Below are 20,475 nucleotides of genomic sequence, written 5' to 3' on the forward strand. Positions count from 1 at the left end.
CGAAAGTTCTAAATTTATTTTTATTCTAAAAATTTAACTTCATTATGAAATTATTCTCTGTCATTAACTGAATTATCTTTCGCTTCCTCTAAAATATCTTCAATATCCAATTTTAGGGCATCCTCAATTAATTCAACTGCTTCGTTCTGTGGCAATAATTCTACTTTTCTCAAATGTCTTTCTATTGCTCTAGATCTGGTTCCTGCTGAATCTATTGTATTTGTAGCTTCTTGTAATTTCTTTTTAGTCTTATCAAGCATGGTTCCAAATTTTCCAAATTCAGTTTTAACTGCACCTAAGATCTGCCAGACTTCACTTGATCTTTTTTGAATTGCTAATGTCCTGAAGCCCATATTTAAACTACTTAAAAAAGCAACTAAATTTGTCGGGCCAACAACAATTATTTTAAATTCTCTCTGAAGTCTTTCAAATAAACCGGTTCGTCTAAGTACTTCTGCATACAGCCCTTCGGTCGGAACAAACATAATTGCAAAATCAGTTGTAACTGGCGGATTAATATATTTATCGCTTATATCTTTCGCATTCTTTCTAATAGCATTTTCAAACTGTCTGTTTATTGCTTCAAGATCTTTTGCATCAATTGTTCCTACATTATCATATGCTTCTAATAATCTCTGATAATCTTCATTTGGAAATTTTGAATCAATCGGTAAATATAAAGGCGTGTTATCTTCATTTTGACCTGGTAATTTAACAACATATTCAACTCTTTCTTGAGTGCCATTCTTTACAATTTTATTATGTTCAAACTGCTCTGGTGATAAAATCTGTTCTAATATCGCTCCCAACTGGATTTCACCAAAATTACCCCTTGTTTTAACATTAGTAAGTACTTTTTTAAGGTCTCCTACGCCTACCGCAAGTGTCTGCATTTCACCTAGGCCTTTATGCACTAATTCCAGCCTGTCACTGATAATTTTAAATGATGCATCAAATCTTTTTTCAACAGTAGCCTGCAGTTTTTCATCAACAGTATTACGCATTTCTTCAAGTTTTTTTCCATTCTCCTCTTGAAGTGTTTGAAGTTTTTGTTCAACAGTTTCTCTTATCTTTTCTAACTTCAATTCTGTTTCTGATTTTAACTGCTCTTGTTTTATAATTAATTCATCAAACTTCTGCTTTTGCAGTTCATTAAAATCTTTTACGTTTTGAGTAAATTTTTCCTCGAAAGACTTCAGTGATTTTACCTGTTCATCTCTATTTTCCTTTGCTGAAGTATTAAGTTGATCGTTTAGTTCTTTAGTTTTTTGGTCAAATGACAGAAGAAGTTTATCTGTTTTTTCTTCATTGTTTTTTAAAGACTCTACTAATTCCTCTTTTGTTGTCTTTGAAGACTTTAAAAATTGTTCCGTAAATTCAGTCTGCTTTTTCTCATTTGATAAAATCAGTTTTTCGATTCTCTCTTCATTATTTTTTGTTAAAACTTGAAGCTGTTCTGAAAAGTTTCCAAACTGATCCTTCTGCAGAGTAGAGAGATCTGTAATGTTTTTTGTTAAAGTTTCTCCGAATGTTTTAAATGAGTTTGCCAGCTCTTCCCTAGTTTCTCTAGAATTTTTCTGTGCTTCATCTCGATTAGTTGAAAATTCAGAACGAATAAGCTGATCAATCTTACCAAATTCCAGAGCATGTTTTGCCAATTCATCTTTGAAGTCATTATTTTGATTGGTTTTTTTAAATATTGCTAAAGAAATATTAATGATTAGTAAGACTATAATAATTATCAGGAGTGCTAAATTCATTTTTTATTGTTTTATTTTTTTTTGAAATTTCAGAATATATGGGTTTCCGTGAGTTTTTCTAGTAAAGAAGATTTCTCATCTTAACTAGCTTTCATAAAGTCGCTAAAATTACTTTGTGCCAGCAAAACCGATCTGGTAAATTGTTTAAAATTTAAGCCAACCAAACTTGCGATATCATTCAAGGTATCTTGTTTTTTTAAATTAGCATATTCAAATACGTCTTTATATAATGCAGTTACTCCTTCGGTATAAGGATTTGCACAATTTAATATTGTTGGGTAGTCACCCATGCGTAAAAGGGGAATCACAACACACCATATTTTTAAATTTTTCGAATCATCATAAATAGGCACAAGTAACTTTTGATCGTCTATATTACCTTCTGCATCTTTTTCAACCAAGCCTATAATATGTACATTAGAAGATTTCAATAAGGCTTTTGGAGCTTCTAAACGCGATGCGGAATCGTGATTGCCTGCCGTGATTACGATCTGTAAATCAGGATTTACTTTAGTGGCATTGTTCAGAAAAGAATAAAACATTTTTATCGATGGTGAGGATGGATTGGAAATATCAAAAATATCTCCACTAATGAGTAAAACATCTATTTGTTCTGTTTGCAAAGTAGTAATCAGCCAATTTAAAAACCGTTGGTGCTCGTAAGTACGGTCGTATTCGTGAAATAATTGGCCAATATGCCAGTCTGCAGTATGGAGAACCTTCATATTTTATATTGTTTTTAATAAATACACTTTTGAATTACATTATATAAGATAATTCAAATGTTATTATTTAATATGAATCTTTTTTACGGATAACCATATTATTCTTTCAAATATATCAATTCATAATTTAATGTCACCTATATCTACTTAAATAATTTATTAAGATTGTAAATGCATTTAAGCAGTTGAGAGATGTAAATATGTTACACCAAAAGCAAATTACTACGTCATTTTTTAAATCCCTCTATGTATTTTTCTTTTCTTCTTTTTTTTAAACAGTTTTGGAAGATATTCATTTGTGTGTTCATTATTCATTAAAATATCTGTCAGATTATTTTTAAATTTTTCTATTAATTCTGAGTTTTGAATGTTCTCAAAAGAAATTGATTTTGAGGTCTGATATTGTTTTTCATTGTTAGAAATATTTAGCTCACATTGTCCTAGAACCCCTTTTACGCTGAATTCTTTTCCCAGACTACTTCCATTAAAAACACACTGCGTTTTATGATCTATGTAAGTTATACCATAAACCTGTCCCTCTTTGCTTTTTCTCAACACTATGTAAATACCTTTGCCTTCCAATTTCTCGGCTAATTTCTCAAGAGATTTTATATCTCCGCGATAGAAAGCCATCCTTACAGCATTTTTTACATGGCTTTTATTTGATTCCTTTTTTGTTTCATTTACTTTGAATCTTTCTTCCAGAAATTTTAAAGTCGGTTTGCTATAAAAATCACTCGCCTTGATTGGTACTCCCACTGGTTTTGAGTCTTTGTCGAGTATTCTGTAAAAAAGTCCATTATTTTTAAATACTCGTGATTCTTCAGTACCTCTGTCAGCATGGACATTGTAAAGGTTTAAAACGGCATTGAGTTCAGGCAGGCTGGAATATTTGTAATCAAATAATACCTTGTTTAAAACTGAATTGATTGCCTTTCGGGACTCTGCTTTTCCATATTCCACTTTAAGTTTAATAGGTTTTAATGAAAATTCGTCTGCTGGCTTTCTGCCTTCCGCTTTAACAAGTCCAAAGATTTGTTCAATTTCTTTTCTTGCAGGTTCTGATTTACGGATTCCAAGTAGATGAAGGTCAATTCTTTTTCCGTCTCTTTGGATATTATTTGTTACAATATGACAATGCGGATGTCCGGCATCGAAATGTTGGTACACCAAATAAGGCTGTCTTCCAAAACCAATTTTCTCCATGTAAGTATCTGCAATTTCAATCAGCTTTTCTTTGGAATGGTTTTCCGAAGGATCAAAATTGAGCGATATATGAACGCTGTTTCGCTTTGTGTTTTCATTCAATGAGGACAGTTTTACAAAGCGGTTCAGCTTCTGGGTAAAGCTTAGTTTGTCCAATTCCAAGGGGTAGTTTACGGCACTGATGCATTCAGCCACTCCTTCCTTAACTTTGCTTTCATTGTAATTAAGGATGCTGTTTATCAAATGACTTGTTTTTATAACTGCAACCATCTCTCGGCAATTTTTTTAGTATGGTTGCTAATTTCATCTAACTTAGAAGATAGCCTTTTTTGTATAATATCAAACAAATAAAGCTGTTGTTTCAATTCTGGAATCAGCTGCATTGAATTAACTTTTTTAGCAATCTGATTGATATTTTTTCCGATGCTTTTTAGTTCAGAAGTAAGAACAATTGTTTCTTCCATTAAATCATCTAATGATTGATTCCGATAAGTGCTTACAATTGGTTGGTTGAATAAATGTTTTCGAATGTGATCGCTTAATTTTCGACACGTACTTGCTCTAAATTTACTTTCAATTTTTGCATATTCTTCGGGTTTAAAGCGTAGTCCGACAATTCGTGTTCTGTTTGAATTTTCTCTTTTCATCATCTTTCATTTTTCATTGTTTTCAAACTTTTTCCTTTTAATTTCTCCACCACCGAGTTCCGAGGTAAAAGGTGGCAAGATAGGCGGTTGTTTAACAACCGTTCATCTTGCCAGACGCAGGAACGTGGCGTCTTTTATACTTTTATTACGCTGACTAAGTTAGAAAAGCTTTGTAAAGTAGGCAATCCTCACTAGATTTTGATTAGGTTATTTTGATAAGAATGGTTGGTTGAATTTGTTGTTTCTGATTGCTAAATAAACATTTTCAAAACAAAAAAGAGAAAAAGAAAGCTGTCCGAAAATGGACAAAAGGCAAAGAAGTGCTATAAGTCCCGAAGGGTGACTGGACGAGGAATGAGGACTGTCATTATGCGCACTTCTTTGTCTTTTGTACAATAAATTTGCTTGCTTTTTTCTTTTTGGAATTGTTTTAAACTACTCTCGATTTTGAAGAGTCTATGAAAGTGTACACTTCAAAAACAAATGAAAAACAAACAACAAAGAAGTGTACTTTTTCAAGCAATTTTAAATTTAAAATCCGCAAAATTCTGACCCTTTTCGGGAAGATTTTTGCGGATCTCTGTAAGGAATAAATATGGTTGAAAATTAAGTTTATATCAATAAGAACAAAGCTAAATCTTTTCATTCAATTATCAAACAACATTTTTTTAAGCTATTGTTAGCAATAAAGTATAGTTAATATAGTGGAAAAATCGTCCTTATTCAGACGGCTTTTCCTTTTCTACATTTTCATCCTCATTAACAACTTCTTCTTTGTTGTCAACTTGATTCTCTATAACTTCTTGTTGTTCTTCTTTAACAGGCGCAAAACTTTCTTGAAAGTGTTTTCATGATATATTTGTTTAAAATTTATAGTTTATATATAATTAAACAAATATCCTCAATGATTTCAAAGATGTAGTCTTGTATATCAATTATCTTAAATAAATTTTATCAAATTCTTCGATTGTTTTATATCCTAAATATGAATGCCGTCTTTTTTTATTATACCAATTTTCAATATATTCATGAACTTGTACTCTCATCTGTTTTTTCGGTAGAAGTTTGTTTCGATTAATTAATTCTTTTTTAAAAGAGCTGAAAAAGCTTTCAGCAACAGCATTATCATAATGATTTTGTTTACGACACATACTGCGTCTAACGCAATTATAAGATTCTAATGTATTCGTGAAAATTTTATTAGCATATTGAACACCTCTATCTGAATGGAAGATTAAATCCTTACTGATTTTCCTGTTATTTACTGCCATTTCCCAAGCTGGCAACGATGTCGCTTTTGTACTAATTTTTGTGCTTAAACTCCATCCTATTATTTTCCTATCAAATAAATCCATAACAATGGTAAGATATAAAAAGCCTTTCTTTGTTGGTATATATGTTATGTCTGAAACCCAAGCTCTAGCATGCTCTCTAACTGTAAATTCTCTATTTAAAACATTTGGGACTACATAGTGATTATGATGTGAATCAGTTGTTATCTTATATTTTCTTTTAACTTTGCTACGCAACCCTAGTATTCCCATGTAAAATTTTACTGACGAGTTTTTGTTTTTAAATCCTCTACTTTGAAGTTCTTTTGTAATTTTCGTGTATCCATATCTTTGCTTAAATTCATAAAATATGGATGTAATTTCTTGTTTTAATAAAATTACTCGAGATTCTGTATCTGTAAGCTCTTGTTTTTTTCTTCTATAGTATGTGGTCTCCGATACTTCTAAGACAGCTAACATTTTTGCAATTGAAAATTCAGATTTATTGTTTTCAATGAATCGCTTAGTCATTATTTTTCCTTGTGAAACATATTTTGTCCCTTTCTTTAAAATTTCCAGCGTAATTTTTGCATCTTTAATTTTTCTTTTAAGCTCAGTAATGACCGCTTGTTGGGGAGTCATTTTTGGGTGGCCTCTTCCACAAAAACTCCCCGTTCCAAATTTTTCATAGTCTTTTCGCCATTTGTACAAGAAATCTGGAACTATTCCCAACTCTCTTGCAAAACTTGCAATTTGCCTCTTGCCTCGATCATAACTTAATTTAACTGCATTCTCTTTAAAAGTACGTTCGTATTTTTTCATCGCCTGAAGTTTGATAATTTATAGCAGAATGTCTTTTTAATGTAGATATTCAAATATTTTTTCTTCAATTTGCTCTCTTGTTAGAAGCATATTTAAATCAACTAGTTCAGATTTAAGAAAAGTAAAAAAGCTTTCGCAAATAGAATTATCAGAATGATTTCCTATTCGATTCATACTTCGTCTAATAAACATATAAGAGTCTAATTTACTAGCAAACATCTTGTTCGCATATTGAATTCCTCTATTAGAATGAAATATTAAACCCGTTTTTATTTTACGATTTTGTACAGCCATTTCCCAAGCTGATATTGTAGTTTCCTTGACAGTTAATCCATTACTCAGGCTCCAACCTATAATTTTCCTGTCAAATAAATCCATAATAATAGTTAAGAATAATAGTTCCTTTTCTGTTTGGAAGCGAGTTATCCCTGAGACCCAAGCTTTAGATGGTTCTTCAACCGTAAATTGTTGATTTAAAATATTAGGAAAAGCATAAGGATTATTAAAACGTGAAACAGTCTTGAGTTTATAATTTCTTCTAATCTTGCTAACCAAACCTAGTTTTCTCATATGGATGGCAACTTGTCGTTTTTTTATCGAAAAGCCTCGACCTTGTAATTCTGCAGCAATTCTTGCACTGCCATATATTCCTTTGTACTCAAAAAAGATTGAAGTTATTTCTTCTTTTAAAAAATTTATTCGACGTTGTGTCGGAGAAATTCTCCGATTTTTCCATTTATTATATGATATTTTACTTACTCCTAAAACGTTGCATATTATTCCAAGTTTATACTTGTCTATATTACTTTCAATAAAATGATAAATCATTAGTTTTCCTTGAGAAATATATTTACTCCCATTCTTCCAAATTTCAATCTTAAGTTTTGATTGTTTAAGCTCTCTGTTAAGTTTTATTTTTTGTTTGGAAAATATTTTCTCTTCGGGGGTTAATCTACAGTTTCCATATCCAGAAAAACTTGCTGTTCCATATTTAAGAAGCTCCTGTCGCCATCTAGATATAAGTGCAGGTGCTGTACCAAGTTCTCTTGAGGCTTTTCTCAAACCTCTTTCAGAGCTCAATTGGATTGCATTTTCTTTAAAATTACGATCGTAGATTTTACGTTTCTCCATTTCTTAAAATTCAGGTTCTATTCTTACGTGAATTTAAGAAATATAATGACGTTGATATATAAATAATTAAAAGATAATAACATACTTAATACATCATTATCTTTATATTAAATCACTTCTTCGGTAATATTTAAAAATTAAAGTGGTAACCTTGGGTATATTATTTTATCTAAATATTTGAAGGGATTTGAATTCCTACGCAATCAACTCCTTATATCTCATTCTTTCATCTGCATTAATCAATGATAGATTGAACCTTTCTCCGTCTAACATATCCCTTGTGTTATATCGATATGCAAATTCATCACAATACTTATCTAGATGCTTTTTACTTACAACATGATATATCCCAATAATACCTCTTTTTAAATGACTCCAAAATCCTTCAATGCTATTAGTGTGATAAGCACCGCTCTTGTAATATCCTTTATTATGTTGTATTACTCTATGTCTGTAATGTTTATCAAGCCCTTTATTGTTCGATCATGAAAACCACTTTTGATCATTTTAAAAAATAACATCTTAACTATTTGACTAACAGATATTTTTAGCTATTTTCAAAATTTTGAAATAAGATAAAAATGAAAAATCCAGCTCGAAATGAGCTGGATTTTTGTATCAAAACGCGAGGCAAATGCTATTTTGAGTATTTTTGAGTTTGAATATATACACTAAAACAAAACCTATATTTTTAAGGATGGTTCCTAGTTGGTACATTCAAGTATATAGGTATCTTAATTTTTTGTAGTGTTTAGCAAAGTGATTATGTCTGTTAGATTATTAGTTGAAATATAGTCTAGAACAAAATCTTCGGCCTCTTTTTTATGGTCAGCAGAAGTGGAAAACGAATTCAAATAGAATTCTTCGTTTTCGTCTGCAATGTGAATAATTTCGGTGAAACCTTTGGTAATTAAAGTCCCTTTTAGTTTTAATACCTTGATCTCGTTTAGATTATCAATTTCTTTTTTTACTCGAAGTTTTATAGTTTTATCCATGGCATTAATCTTTTCAATGTTATAGCGCAAAAATAAATAATATTTTAAATTAAAAAAGAGACTCGAAAGTCTCTTTATGGAATCAATAATTCTTTTAAAAGGCTACTTCCCTTTTAGTAATTTTTCCAAATATTCGACTTTATCTTTCTCGGCTTGAACTAGACGTTCGTAAAGCTTTTTGTTTTCTTCATAAGACTCAATCAATTTATCTAAAGGGTTGAATGTGCAGTTATAGTTTAATGATGATGAATTGTCATGATATGTATTCCCAATAATATTGAATACAGTTTCATCACTATAATTTTTGATTGCTTCCGTAGAGACTCCTAAAACTTCTGCAATAACTTTTAGTTTCTCTTCGTCCACTGTCTCACTTCCTTCGATATTCGAAACAGATTGCTGACTCACTCCAATCGCAGCTGCAAGTGCTTCCTGTTTCATACCTCTAAGCTCTCTGATTCGGCTAATATTTCTGCCAATATGTTTTGGTTTTGTTGCTGTGTTCATAACTCAAAGGTATTTAAAATTCTTTACAAAAATCACTTCTGGTAAAATACAAGTCCGCTTTGGTAAGATACAATTCCCATTAGTTCGGTACGGTACAATCTATTGCTTACTTGCTATGTATTTAAACAAAAATACAATTTTTCGCATAATTATCAACCAAAAAATCAAAATTATGGAAGCAATTCAATTTCCGCAACAGAAAGAAATGGAGGCTGCAATTTCAGAACTCCGAAGCTTTATGGATATTACTGCGGTCACTTTGCATGAAGCGAATGTCGCAGGTAAATTAGGTTATATATTAACGATAATCTTGGAAGAAAACAGTAAACAAATTGCAGGTGAAATGTATGATTGGGCAGATAAAATTTTTAAAAGGCATTTAGAAATCACCTATCGCATTGTAAATATCTTGGATGTACAGGATTATCTTAAAAATGGAAATCTCTATTATGTGAAATGGTATCTTTCAATGATTGTTTTATTTAAAAACGAGGGCTTCAATTTTAATATAAAAAAAGACATATACAAGGCTAGTGAGTTGCTTTCAAAGGCTGAAAAGAAATATATTGAATTTATTGCTAAAGCAGAATCGCTTAAAAGAGGTGCCCAGCACTATGAAGGAACAAACAACCATCAAATGGCACTTTATACCATTCATCAAGCCATAAGCCTTCTCTTTCATGTAGTTGGCGAACTGACAATGGGAAAACCGCATGTTAACCCTAGTCTATTACACCATCTTAATGTTGTAAAGAATTTTGCTCCGATTTTGAACACAATCCTTAATGGCAATAATGCCGAGGATAAATTTATGATGGAGCTCCTCGATAAAGTCAATAGTAATTTTCCTTTTAAAGCTAAAACAAGAATTAAAAAAGAAACCGTTAAAGCAGTACATAAAAAGCTTCACAAGCTCCTAAAGGCAACAAAAACAATATATCAAAGGCAACTTTCATGTTGTCAGGAAAGGATTGTAGGCTTTATTAAACCGGAAGAAGGAAAAGCAAATTTTGAAGAAATAGCTGTAAATGATGAAATCATTATAACCAATGCAATTACATCATATCTCGAAACAGAGGCAATCTATTGTTTTAATAACGGGCAGACAAAACCAAACCATTTCTATTTATTGATTTTTACTCAAAAGCAAAAGGATAATGCTGTGCATGACCTTGCTGATATAATTAAGAGCAAAACTGACGGAAGATGCACAGCAACTTTACTTATCCATCCTTTTACGGAATTAAAAACCAAACAGCCAGACCAACTATATTTCTTTTTGAATGTCATAAAAAATGGAAAAGTTCTATTTAGAGCCAAACAAACCGATCTTATCAGTTTAAACCAGACTTTAAATCGTGATTATAAGGAGTCAAAGGATTACTTGCAACACAGAAATATTATCGTGAACAATATGAGGGGGTGGCAAGAAGATTACGAATGGGCTTGTTATTCTCCTCTTAAAGGAGTTATGCTTCATTACATTATTGAGCAGATATGCTTGGGAATGATTCGGTTGTTTATGGGGTATTTTCCCAATCATTTTGCACTATCGTACCTGCTGGAAATTTGTGACTATATCAATCCAAAAGCCAGTATTTTTTTTCCTCGTTTGACCGAACAAGACAGAAATTTGTTTCAGGTGCTAAGCAGATCATACCCTACGCTTCGCTATTGCTCAACCGACAGTTTTTCGGATAAGGATATGGATTTATTGGAAGAGCGATGCAATGACTTTGCGCAATTTGCCAATAACATTGTAAAAACAGAATTAGAACGTATTGAAAAATTAGAACCTAAAGTTTGAAACCATGGAAACAGAAGAGAAAAAAGAAGCTATCGATTTAATGAGTGTAATGGGTGAGATTAGATATTTCGGAAGATTAAAACCTTATAAGAATAAGGACAATTTATTTACGGTGGACTTGAAAGTTACAGGCTATACCGATCTTTCTTTAATGATAACTGATTTATTAAAAGCGAGCATATCTGCATTAGAATTTGATTCGGAATGCATTTCTGCAGCAGTTCCTAGCCCTGAGATAAATGTAATGGGATTGTTGGAGATAGCTCTTCAACTTTTTCCACTTGGAGAAATGGAATTGTTAGACGAAATACATAGTCTTTACTTAAAACAGAAAAAAGAGTCAGATTCTACAGAGTAAAATACCCTTTTTAGCCCATATTCTCACCATATTTTGATTAGCATTTAAAAAAAACACTGTCTTATCTTTATTAGGAAAATGATTGTTGAACAAAAAAGACCAGTGATGGTCTTTTTTTAATGGAGAGGACTTGAAAGATGAGAAATGACGAAGGGAATGAAAGAGGGAGTTTGACAGCAGAACAAGCTTTAAAAATGTTCAAAGAAGAAAATTTAGACCTGACACTTGACCAAGCAAGGGTAATCTTGGAATTTATGAGAAAACTGGCAGCAATAACCGTATCAAATTTTTTAAATAAACAAAATGAAACAAATAGCAGACCTTTACGTGAGAGTAAGTACAGACGAACAGGCGGACAAAGGGTATTCACAAAGAAACCAAGAAGAAGTACTGAAAAAGTACTGTCAGATTAATAATATTGGAATAAGAGATATTATATATGAAGATCATTCTGCCAAAACATTTGTTAGACCCAAGTGGAAATTGTTATTAGTAAATCTCAAAAGATTTAAAAACAAAACCGATTTGGTTTTGTTTACCAAATGGGACAGGTTTAGCAGGAATGCGGGCGATGCTTATCAAATGATTAATACTTTGAGAAAACTTGGGGTTGAACCCCAAGCCATCGAACAGCCGTTGGATTTGTCTGTTCCTGAAAACAAAATGATGTTGGCTTTTTATCTTGCAGTTCCCGAAGTTGAAAATGACAGAAGGGCTTTAAATGTTTTCCATGGTATGCGAAGAGCAAAAAAAGAAGGCAGATACGTTAGTCAGGCACCAATTGGATATGTTAACCGGACTAAAGATGACGGCAGTAAATATATTTCTATCAAAGAACCAGAAGCTTCAGTAATGCGCTGGGCTTTCAATGAAATAGCTAAAGGGATTTTCTGTACTGAAGATATTCATAAAATGGCGAGAAAGAGAGGGATTAAAACCGGAAAGCACAGCTTTTGGTTGGCGGTTAGAAATCCTCTGTATTGCGGAAAAATTCGTGTACCACAATATAAAGATGAAGAAGGCTATCTTGTAAATGGGCAACACGAAGCTATAATCAGTGAAGAACTGTTTTACAAAGTTCAGGATATTGTTGATGGGCGGAAAAAAGTAATTCGCCCAAAAGTAGAAACAATTCTGGAACTTCCGCTTCGGGGATTTTTAAAATGTCCAGTATGTGGTAAAGTACTTTCAGGTAGTAAATCTAAAGGAAGAAAAAAATATTACGCCTATTATCATTGTTACAAAGGTTGTACTCATCGATCTAATGCAGACGAAGTAAATCATTTGTTCATACAGGAACTTATGCAATATGCTCCAAGGAAAGAGTATAAAAAAGTTTATAGTATAATTATCCTAGAAGCCTATAAAGAACAAACTAAAGAAAGACAAAATGAAAAGGCTCAATTATTGAACCAAATAAAGGATTATGAAAATAGATTGACTAAAGCTCGTGATTTGCTTATGACCAATCAAATTGATTCATCAGATTATAGAGATATAAAATCTGATTATGGAGATAAGTTGGCAAGACTACAAGCGAGATATTCAGGATTGAATACCGATGATGACGATATTGAAAAACTACTGAATCAAGGTATTGAGAACCTATTCAGAATCCATTCTATCTATGAAAATTCAGAGTTTGTGGCATGCAGGGATTTAATCGGTTCAATATATCCTGAGAATTTGATATTTGACGGGATTGGATTTCGAACCACAAGAATCAACGAAGCAGTGCAGTTAATGTACTTGATTAACAAGCAATTAGATTCAAACAAAAAAGGGACAAATCAAAATATTTTTGATTTGTCCCTTATGGTGGGCGATGAGGGGTTCGAACCCCCGACCCCCTCGGTGTAAACGAGGTGCTCTGAACCAGCTGAGCTAATCGCCCTATTGCGTGTGCAAATATACAACTAGAACTCGTAATTGCAAGCGAAAATCGATAAAAATAGATTAAAATTTATTCTGTTTTTATTTAGCTCCTCATAGACAGTGTTTTATTCACGATTGAAACTCCATATTTTTTTTGGTTATCATCTTCTTATAGCCTTACATTTGTATTATAAAATAATAACAATGGCTCGATTCCAAGAAAATGATTTACCAAAATCAAAAATTACTGCAAGTTCTTTGCAAAAAGCAATCCTGATTTTCAAATATGCCGATAGTCATAAGTGGAAATTTTATCTTGGATTGTTATTCTTATTACTTACGAGTGTTACTGCTTTGGCCTTTCCTAAGTTTATGGGAATGCTTGTCGATTGTGTTCATAAAAAAGATGCTCATTTAGCGAATGAAATTGCACTTGGCTTAGGATTGGTCTTATTGCTCCAATCTTTATTCTCTTTTTTCAGACTTTCATTGTTTGTGAATTTTACTGAGAACACTTTGGCTAATGTTCGTTTGGCTTTATATACCAATTTGGTAAAACTGCCGATGTCGTTTTTCTCTCAAAAACGTGTTGGGGAATTAAATAGCCGAATCAGTAACGATATTACTCAAATTCAGGATACTTTAACCACAACAATTGCCGAGTTTTTAAGACAGTTTATATTGATTATCGGAAGTTTTGCAATGCTGGCAAGTATCAATATCAAATTGACAATTATGATGGTTTCGGTTGTGCCCTTGGTTGGTGTAGCTGCTGTTATTTTTGGGCGGTTTATTCGTAAATATTCAAAAAAAGTACAGGATCAGGTAGCCGAAAGCCAGGTCGTTGTTGAAGAAACAATGCAGGGAATCAGTATTGTTAAGGCTTTCGCTAATGAGTGGTATGAAATTGCCCGTTACAAAGAGAAGATTAGAGAAGTTGTTAAAATGGGTATTAAAGGAGGTCAATTCAGAGGTTTCTTTGCTTCCTTTATTATCATTTGTTTGTTTGGAACAATTGTGGGTGTAGTTTGGTATGGTGTGCAATTGAGTATAGCCGGCGAAATTACCGTTGGGGAGCTTTTTACCTTTATATTATATTCGAGTTATGTTGGCGCTTCATCAGGTGGAATTGCCGAATTGTATGCACAAATGCAAAAAGCAATTGGAGCTACCGAAAGGGTTTTTGAATTATTGGATGAAACACCAGAGAAAATTAATGCAAGTATGCATGTTCCTTCCGTCGATAAATTAAAAGGTGACGTTACTTTCAAAAATGTTGCTTTTAGTTATCCGACACGAAAAGAAGTAAAAGTTTTGAAAGACATTAATTTCTCGGCTGGTTATGGACAAAAGATTGCTCTTGTTGGGCCAAGCGGAATGGGAAAATCAACTATCGCGTCGTTATTATTACGTTTTTATGATATCAATGCAGGGGAAATTTTAATCGACGGGAAAAATATATACGATTATGATTTAGAAAGCCTTCGCGGAAACATGAGTATTGTGCCTCAGGATGTTATTCTTTTCGGAGGAACAATTAAGGAAAATATTGCTTATGGTAAACCAAATGCTACCGATGAAGAAATTATGATAGCTGCCAAACAAGCCAATGCTCTTACGTTTATAGAAGGTTTTCCGGAAAAATTTGATACTGTTGTTGGAGAAAGAGGAATTAAGCTTTCAGGAGGACAAAGACAGCGAATTGCTATTGCCCGTGCTTTGCTAAAAAATCCATCCATATTGATTTTGGACGAAGCAACTTCTTCTTTGGATAGTGAAAGCGAAAAACTGGTTCAGGAAGCTCTTGAAGTTTTGATGGAAGGAAGAACAAGTATTATTATAGCTCATCGTCTTTCTACAATTCGTTCAGCCGATCAGATTTTGGTACTTGATCATGGAAAAATCAGTGAGCAGGGAACGCATCAGGAATTAATCAATTTGGAAAATGGGTTGTATAAAAACTTAAGTAATTTGCAGTTTAGTAATTTATAGTTTTAATACCCTTTGTGCATATAAATAGTCTAAAGATGCGAAGTTGTTTTTCTTCAAGACAAGGATAAAAATCATTGCATAGCCTTACTATGGTATTATTTTTTGACGAAGTATTGGAGAAAAAGAACGAGTTGATTGGACTATTTTATATGTATAAATGGTATTATGTAATCTGAGTCATAAAAAAAAATCCATTCGCAGCAGTGAATGGATTTTTTTATGAATTGAAGAAATTACTAAAAAACTATTTTAATTTTCTTCTACTACGTTCTGCTTTAATCATCGAAAGTTCTCGGCTGGTTTGTCCCGCTACCGATGTGTTTTCTTCGGCTCGGCGAATTAAATAAGGCATAACGTCTTTTACGGGACCAAAAGGTAAATATTTGGCAATATTATATCCATTGGCAGCTAAGTTGTAACTGATGTTGTCACTCATTCCGTATAATTGTCCAAACCAAATTCGGTCATCTTTAGTCGATATTGTTTTGGCTTTCATTATTTCCATTAATTTACTGGTGCTTTCTTCGTTATGAGTTCCTGCAAAAATGGCCATTGTATCCAAATGTTCAGCCATGTAAGTAACAGCAGCGTCATAATTGATGTCTGTGGCTTCTTTAGTAGGACAAATTGGTGTTGGATAGCCTTTTTCTATTGCTCGCTCATTTTCTTTTTCCATATATGCACCGCGAACCAATTTCATTCCGATGAAGAAACCTTCAACTTTGGCTTGTTCGTGCAGTTTTTTCAAATAATCCAAACGATCCCAACGATACATTTGAAGCGTGTTGAACACAATCACTTTTTCTTTGTTGTATTTACGCATCATTTCGGTAACCAAATCATCGGCTGCATCTTGCATCCAACTTTCTTCGGCATCAATCAACAAGGCAACATTCTTTTTGTGCGCTTCACTACAAACTTGATCGAAACGAGCCACTACTCTATCCCACTCAGATTGTTCTTCTGGAGATAAAATTTGTTTCTCTCCTACTTTTTCATATAAGTCCAAACGTCCTAATCCTGTCGGTTTGAAAACAGCAAAAGGAATAGCTTGGCGCTCTTTTGCAAATTCAATTGTTTTTAAGGTCATTTCCAATGCGGCATCAAATTGATTTTCCTCTTCTTTACCTTCAACTGAATAATCCAAAACAGAAGAAACTCCTTTGGTGTACATTTTATCTACAACCGATAAACAGTCGTTTTCATTTACGCCGCCGCAAAAATGGTCAAATACTGTTGCGCGAATAAGATTTTCAACAGGAAGATTAGCCTTTATAGCAAAGTTTGTAACCGCTGTTCCTATACGTACCAAGGGCTGGCTGTTGATTAGTTTGAATAGAAAATAAGCTCTTTCAAGCTCCGTATCGCTTTTTAGGGCAAAAGCAATTTGTGTGTTATTGAAAATATTATCCATTTTTTGTTATATTTTTATGCAAATATAAAGAGAGTATGCGACTAATTTTGCTAAATTTTGCCTTATTTTGCGCTTAAAATTAAATTAAAATCATGCAGTCAATCCAAGCTAATAATTATCCTGTTCATTTCAACGGAACAGGGTATGAAAAACTAAACCAACATCTAAAAGAGAACAAATATTCAAACCTATTTATAATTGCTGACACCAATACAAACGAACATTGTTTGTCTAAATTTCTTCCTTTATTGGAAACAGATTTGACTGTTGAAATAGTAGAGTTTGAAGCTGGTGAAATCAATAAAAATATTGAAACCTGCATCGAAATCTGGAAAGTATTGACAGAACTTGGTGCCGACAGAAAAACATTGATTATTAATGTTGGTGGAGGTGTTGTAACCGATTTAGGTGGATTTGTAGCTTCTACTTTTAAAAGAGGTGTCGATTTTATTCATGTTCCAACAACTTTGTTGTCTATGGTGGATGCTTCTGTGGGCGGAAAAAACGGTGTGGATTTGGGGAATTTGAAAAATCAAATCGGTGTTATCAACACTCCAAAAATGGTAATTGTCGATACACAATATCTTGAAACCGTTCCTCAAAATGAAATGCGTTCCGGGCTTGCCGAAATGTTGAAACACGGACTTATTTTTGATAAAGCCTATTGGGAATCATTTTTGGATGTAAAATCGATTAACTACGATGATTTGGATGAATTGATTCATCGTTCTGTGGAAATTAAGAACATTATCGTGATGCAGGATCCAACAGAAAAGAATATCAGAAAGGCGTTAAATTTCGGACATACTTTGGGACATGCTATTGAAGGTTACTTTTTGGAAAATGAAGCAAAAACTACTTTGTTGCACGGTGAAGCCATTGCTGTGGGAATGATTTTGGAAAGCTATATTTCATGGCAGAAAAATTTGATTTCTAAAGAAGAATACGACCAAATAAAGACAACACTGAAATCTATATATGATGATGTGGTTTTTGAAGAAAATGATATTGATCCAATCCTTGAGTTGTTAATTCATGACAAAAAAAATGAATACGGTACAATACAATTTGCATTGATTGAGGGTATCGGGAAAATAAAAATTAACCAATCTGTAGAGAACGAATTGATTCTAAAGGCTTTTGAGGATTATAAATCTTAGTTATTTTTTAATAAAAAAGGATTGCTTTGCGTTTATTTTATTTTTTACATTTGCCTCAATGAATAGAAAACAAAACACTAAAAAATTTTCTGCCAAAAGAAGCGGTAACAATAGGTCTTTTTTGAGCTTATTGAAGCGTTTTTATGGTATAAAAGGAAATTTTAGTTTTGATGTTTTTCAATATTTTAGGGCCGATTACGATAAACTGCAGATTATTTATGCAAATATTAGGGTTTGAACTTTTATTAATTCTATTTTAAAAATACAATTAATTTAAAACCCTATAAAACAGATGAATACAAAATATTCCGACTTAATAAATCAAACATATTACTTTCCTCAGGAAGAATTCAAATTAAACAAAGATAATCTTCAGTTTCATAATATCGATTTGATGAAATTGGTGGAAACATACGGTACTCCTTTAAAATTTACCTATTTGCCACAAATTTCAAACAACATCAACAAAGCCAAAAGTTGGTTTCGTAAATCGATGGAAAAAAACAAATATGAGGCTAAGTATTACTATTGTTATTGTACAAAAAGTTCTCATTTTGAGTATATTATGAATGAGGCTTTCAAGAATAATATTCATATTGAAACGTCTTCTGCTTTTGATATCAATATTGTTGAAAATTTATTAGATAACGGAAAAATAAATAAAAACACTTTTATCATTTGTAATGGTTTCAAAAGAGACCAATATATTGATAACATTGCGAGATTAATTAATAACGGTCATAAGAATACTATTCCGATTATTGACAATTACGAAGAATTGGATTTGTTGCAGGGAGAAATAAAAGGGAAATTCAAAATTGGAATCCGTATTGCTGCCGAAGAAGAACCAAAATTTGAGTTTTATACTTCAAGATTGGGAATTGGATACAAAAACATTGTTCCTTTCTATAAAAAAGAAATAAAAGAGAATAAAAAATTGGAACTTAAAATGTTACACTTTTTTATTAATACAGGAATCAATGACAATGCTTATTATTGGAATGAGCTTGTAAAATGTATCAAGGTTTATGTTGCTTTGAAAAAAGAATGCCCTACCCTTGACAGTTTGAATATTGGTGGTGGTTTCCCTATCAAAAATTCATTGGCTTTCGAATACGATTACCAATATATGATTGATGAAATTATCAATCAGATTAAAATAGCCTGTGATGAAGCAGAAGTAGATGTTCCTCATATTTTTACTGAATTTGGATCATTTACTGTTGGAGAAAGTGGTGGCGCCATTTATCAGGTGTTGTATCAAAAACAACAAAATGATAGAGAAAAATGGAACATGATTGACTCTTCGTTTATCACTACTTTGCCTGATACTTGGGCAATTAACAAACGTTTCATTATGTTGGCTATCAATAGATGGAATGATACGTACGAGAGGGTTTTACTAGGTGGAATGACTTGTGACAGCGATGATTACTACAACTCGGAACAAAACATGAACGCTATTTATTTGCCAAAATACAATAAAGAAAAACCATTGTATTTAGGATTTTTCAACACTGGAGCCTATCAAGAGACAATTGGTGGTTTTGGAGGATTGCAACACTGTTTGATTCCGCAGCCAAAACACATTTTAATAGACCGTGATGAGAACGGAATATTGGCAACCGAAGTGTTTTCAGAAGCGCAAACAGCTGAAGACGTAATGAAAATATTAGGTTATAATAAATAATAAAATTTTTGGTTATTATAAATAATCATTAAAAATTGAGATTCTGGAAATTTGATATTTATAAATTTCTTTTATTTGTAAATCCCAAGTCTCAAATTACCTTTTGAAAATAAAAACAAAAAAAAAGAAAAAAATAAAATGAGTAAAGGACCAATCAGTCAATTTATTGAGAAGCATTATTTGCATTTCAATTCTGCCTCTTTAGTTGACGCTGCAAAGGCATACGAACAGCAATTAGCCAATGGTGCAAAAATGATGGTAACTATGGCCGGTGCTATGAGTACAGCCGAAATTGGAAAGATTTTTTCCGAAATAATTCGTCAGGATAAAGTTCAAATTATTTCTTGTACAGGTGCTAACCTTGAGGAAGATATTATGAATTTGGTAGCGCATTCACATTATGAAAGAGTGCCACATTACCGTGATTTGACTCCGCAAGATGAGTGGGATTTATTGGAAAGAGGATTGAATAGAGTTACTGATACCTGTATTCCTGAACACGAAGCATTCCGTCGTCTTCAAAAGCACATTTACAAAATTTGGAAAGATGCTGATGATAAAGGAGAAAGATATTTTCCTCATGAATTCATGTATAAAATGTTGTTATCCGGTGTGTTGGAAGAATATTATGAAATTGACTTAAAAGACAGCTGGATGTATGCTGCTGCCGAGAAAAATTTACCTATTATTGTTCCGGGATGGGAAGACAGTACAATGGGTAATATTTTTGCTTCTTATGTAATTAAAGGCGAATTGAAAGCTTCTACTATGAAATCTGGTATTGAATATATGACTTTCTTATCCGATTGGTACACAAAAAATAGTTCTAATGGTGTTGGATTCTTCCAAATTGGTGGTGGTATCGCTGGAGACTTCCCAATATGTGTTGTTCCAATGTTGTACCAAGACATGGAAATGCACGATATTCCATTTTGGAGTTATTTTTGCCAAATTTCAGATTCAACAACTAGTTACGGATCTTACTCCGGAGCGGTTCCTAATGAAAAGATTACTTGGGGTAAATTAGATATTAATACTCCAAAATTCATTATCGAGTCTGATGCTACTATTGTGGCTCCGTTAATTTTTGCATATTTGTTAGATCTATAATAATT

The 20,475-nt window shown here is 32.6% G+C and carries 17 protein-coding genes, 1 tRNA gene and 1 pseudogene; 8 read left to right on the forward strand and 11 right to left on the reverse strand.

All coding sequences use genetic code 11. The features are described 5' to 3' along the window. Nucleotides 1-50 precede the first annotated feature (50 nt). The 9 genes and pseudogenes from OZP12_RS11690 to OZP12_RS11730 form a co-directional block, all read right to left on the reverse strand. Nucleotides 51-1,760, reverse strand: a complete 1,710-nt coding sequence (locus tag OZP12_RS11690; RefSeq protein WP_281225172.1) for a DNA recombination protein RmuC — start codon at nt 1,758-1,760, stop codon at nt 51-53. An 80-nt stretch (nt 1,761-1,840) separates the two neighbouring features. Next, nucleotides 1,841-2,485: a metallophosphoesterase family protein gene (locus OZP12_RS11695; RefSeq protein ID WP_281225173.1), complete on the reverse strand. Its 645-nt coding sequence runs from the start codon at nt 2,483-2,485 to the stop codon at nt 1,841-1,843. Between the two features lie 234 nt (nt 2,486-2,719). Then, nucleotides 2,720-3,961, reverse strand: a complete 1,242-nt coding sequence (locus tag OZP12_RS11700) for a relaxase/mobilization nuclease domain-containing protein (RefSeq protein ID WP_281225174.1) — start codon at nt 3,959-3,961, stop codon at nt 2,720-2,722. Then, on the reverse strand, nt 3,946-4,341 hold the full coding sequence (locus tag OZP12_RS11705) for a plasmid mobilization protein (protein ID WP_281225176.1): 396 nt from the start codon (nt 4,339-4,341) through the stop codon (nt 3,946-3,948). The genes OZP12_RS11700 and OZP12_RS11705 overlap by 16 nt, the downstream gene beginning before the upstream one ends. A gap of 932 nt (nt 4,342-5,273) precedes the next feature. Beyond that, a complete protein-coding gene (locus OZP12_RS11710; protein ID WP_432419509.1) occupies nt 5,274-6,431 on the reverse strand; it encodes an IS3 family transposase in 1,158 nt (385 codons plus the stop codon). A 36-nt stretch (nt 6,432-6,467) separates the two neighbouring features. Next, nucleotides 6,468-7,562 (reverse strand): IS3 family transposase, encoded by a 1,095-nt coding sequence (locus OZP12_RS11715; RefSeq protein WP_281225177.1) that lies wholly within the window; start codon nt 7,560-7,562, stop codon nt 6,468-6,470. A gap of 195 nt (nt 7,563-7,757) precedes the next feature. After that, nucleotides 7,758-8,033: pseudogene (locus OZP12_RS11720) on the reverse strand (transposase); the annotation flags it as partial. Nucleotides 8,034-8,296: 263 nt separating this feature from the next. Then, on the reverse strand, nt 8,297-8,557 hold the full coding sequence (locus OZP12_RS11725; RefSeq protein WP_281225178.1) for a hypothetical protein: 261 nt from the start codon (nt 8,555-8,557) through the stop codon (nt 8,297-8,299). Nucleotides 8,558-8,659: 102 nt separating this feature from the next. Then, a complete protein-coding gene (locus OZP12_RS11730; RefSeq protein ID WP_281225179.1) occupies nt 8,660-9,064 on the reverse strand; it encodes a helix-turn-helix domain-containing protein in 405 nt (134 codons plus the stop codon). A gap of 172 nt (nt 9,065-9,236) precedes the next feature. On the opposite strand from OZP12_RS11730, the gene OZP12_RS11735 reads away from it, so the two are divergent. From OZP12_RS11735 to OZP12_RS11750, 4 genes are all read left to right on the forward strand, one after another. Continuing rightward, a complete protein-coding gene (locus OZP12_RS11735; protein ID WP_281225180.1) occupies nt 9,237-10,871 on the forward strand; it encodes a hypothetical protein in 1,635 nt (544 codons plus the stop codon). A gap of 4 nt (nt 10,872-10,875) precedes the next feature. Further along, entirely contained in the window at nt 10,876-11,229 is a 354-nt protein-coding gene (locus OZP12_RS11740; protein ID WP_281225182.1) for a hypothetical protein, read from the forward strand. A 137-nt stretch (nt 11,230-11,366) separates the two neighbouring features. Further along, complete coding sequence (locus tag OZP12_RS11745) at nt 11,367-11,642, forward strand: hypothetical protein (protein WP_281225183.1); 276 nt, start codon at nt 11,367-11,369, stop codon at nt 11,640-11,642. After that, complete coding sequence (locus tag OZP12_RS11750; RefSeq protein WP_281229064.1) at nt 11,533-13,089, forward strand: recombinase family protein; 1,557 nt, start codon at nt 11,533-11,535, stop codon at nt 13,087-13,089. The genes OZP12_RS11745 and OZP12_RS11750 overlap by 110 nt, the downstream gene beginning before the upstream one ends. Here the strand turns inward: OZP12_RS11750 and OZP12_RS11755 are convergent. Beyond that, nucleotides 13,046-13,123, reverse strand: a tRNA-Val gene (locus tag OZP12_RS11755). The two genes, OZP12_RS11750 and OZP12_RS11755, sit on opposite strands and share 44 nt — an antisense overlap. A gap of 185 nt (nt 13,124-13,308) precedes the next feature. Between OZP12_RS11755 and OZP12_RS11760 the strand changes: the two genes are divergently transcribed. Further along, complete coding sequence (locus tag OZP12_RS11760) at nt 13,309-15,096, forward strand: ABC transporter ATP-binding protein (protein ID WP_281225184.1); 1,788 nt, start codon at nt 13,309-13,311, stop codon at nt 15,094-15,096. Nucleotides 15,097-15,340: 244 nt separating this feature from the next. Here OZP12_RS11760 and OZP12_RS11765 read toward each other — a convergent pair whose 3' ends face one another. After that, nucleotides 15,341-16,510 (reverse strand): proline dehydrogenase family protein, encoded by a 1,170-nt coding sequence (locus OZP12_RS11765; RefSeq protein WP_281225185.1) that lies wholly within the window; start codon nt 16,508-16,510, stop codon nt 15,341-15,343. Between the two features lie 92 nt (nt 16,511-16,602). On the opposite strand from OZP12_RS11765, the gene aroB reads away from it, so the two are divergent. The 3 genes from aroB (at nt 16,603) to OZP12_RS11780 (ending at nt 20,470) form a co-directional block, all read left to right on the forward strand. Beyond that, the gene (gene aroB, locus OZP12_RS11770) at nt 16,603-17,670 is read left to right on the forward strand and encodes a 3-dehydroquinate synthase (protein WP_281225186.1); all 1,068 of its coding nucleotides are present in this window, start codon (nt 16,603-16,605) and stop codon (nt 17,668-17,670) included. A 292-nt stretch (nt 17,671-17,962) separates the two neighbouring features. Further along, on the forward strand, nt 17,963-19,360 hold the full coding sequence (locus OZP12_RS11775) for a type III PLP-dependent enzyme domain-containing protein (RefSeq protein ID WP_281225187.1): 1,398 nt from the start codon (nt 17,963-17,965) through the stop codon (nt 19,358-19,360). Nucleotides 19,361-19,498: 138 nt separating this feature from the next. Then, on the forward strand, nt 19,499-20,470 hold the full coding sequence (locus OZP12_RS11780) for a deoxyhypusine synthase family protein (protein WP_281225188.1): 972 nt from the start codon (nt 19,499-19,501) through the stop codon (nt 20,468-20,470). The last annotated feature ends 5 nt before the right edge of the window (nt 20,471-20,475 follow it).

Origin of the sequence: Flavobacterium aquiphilum, assembly GCF_027111335.1 — a bacterium.
GTDB lineage: Bacteria > Bacteroidota > Bacteroidia > Flavobacteriales > Flavobacteriaceae > Flavobacterium > Flavobacterium aquiphilum.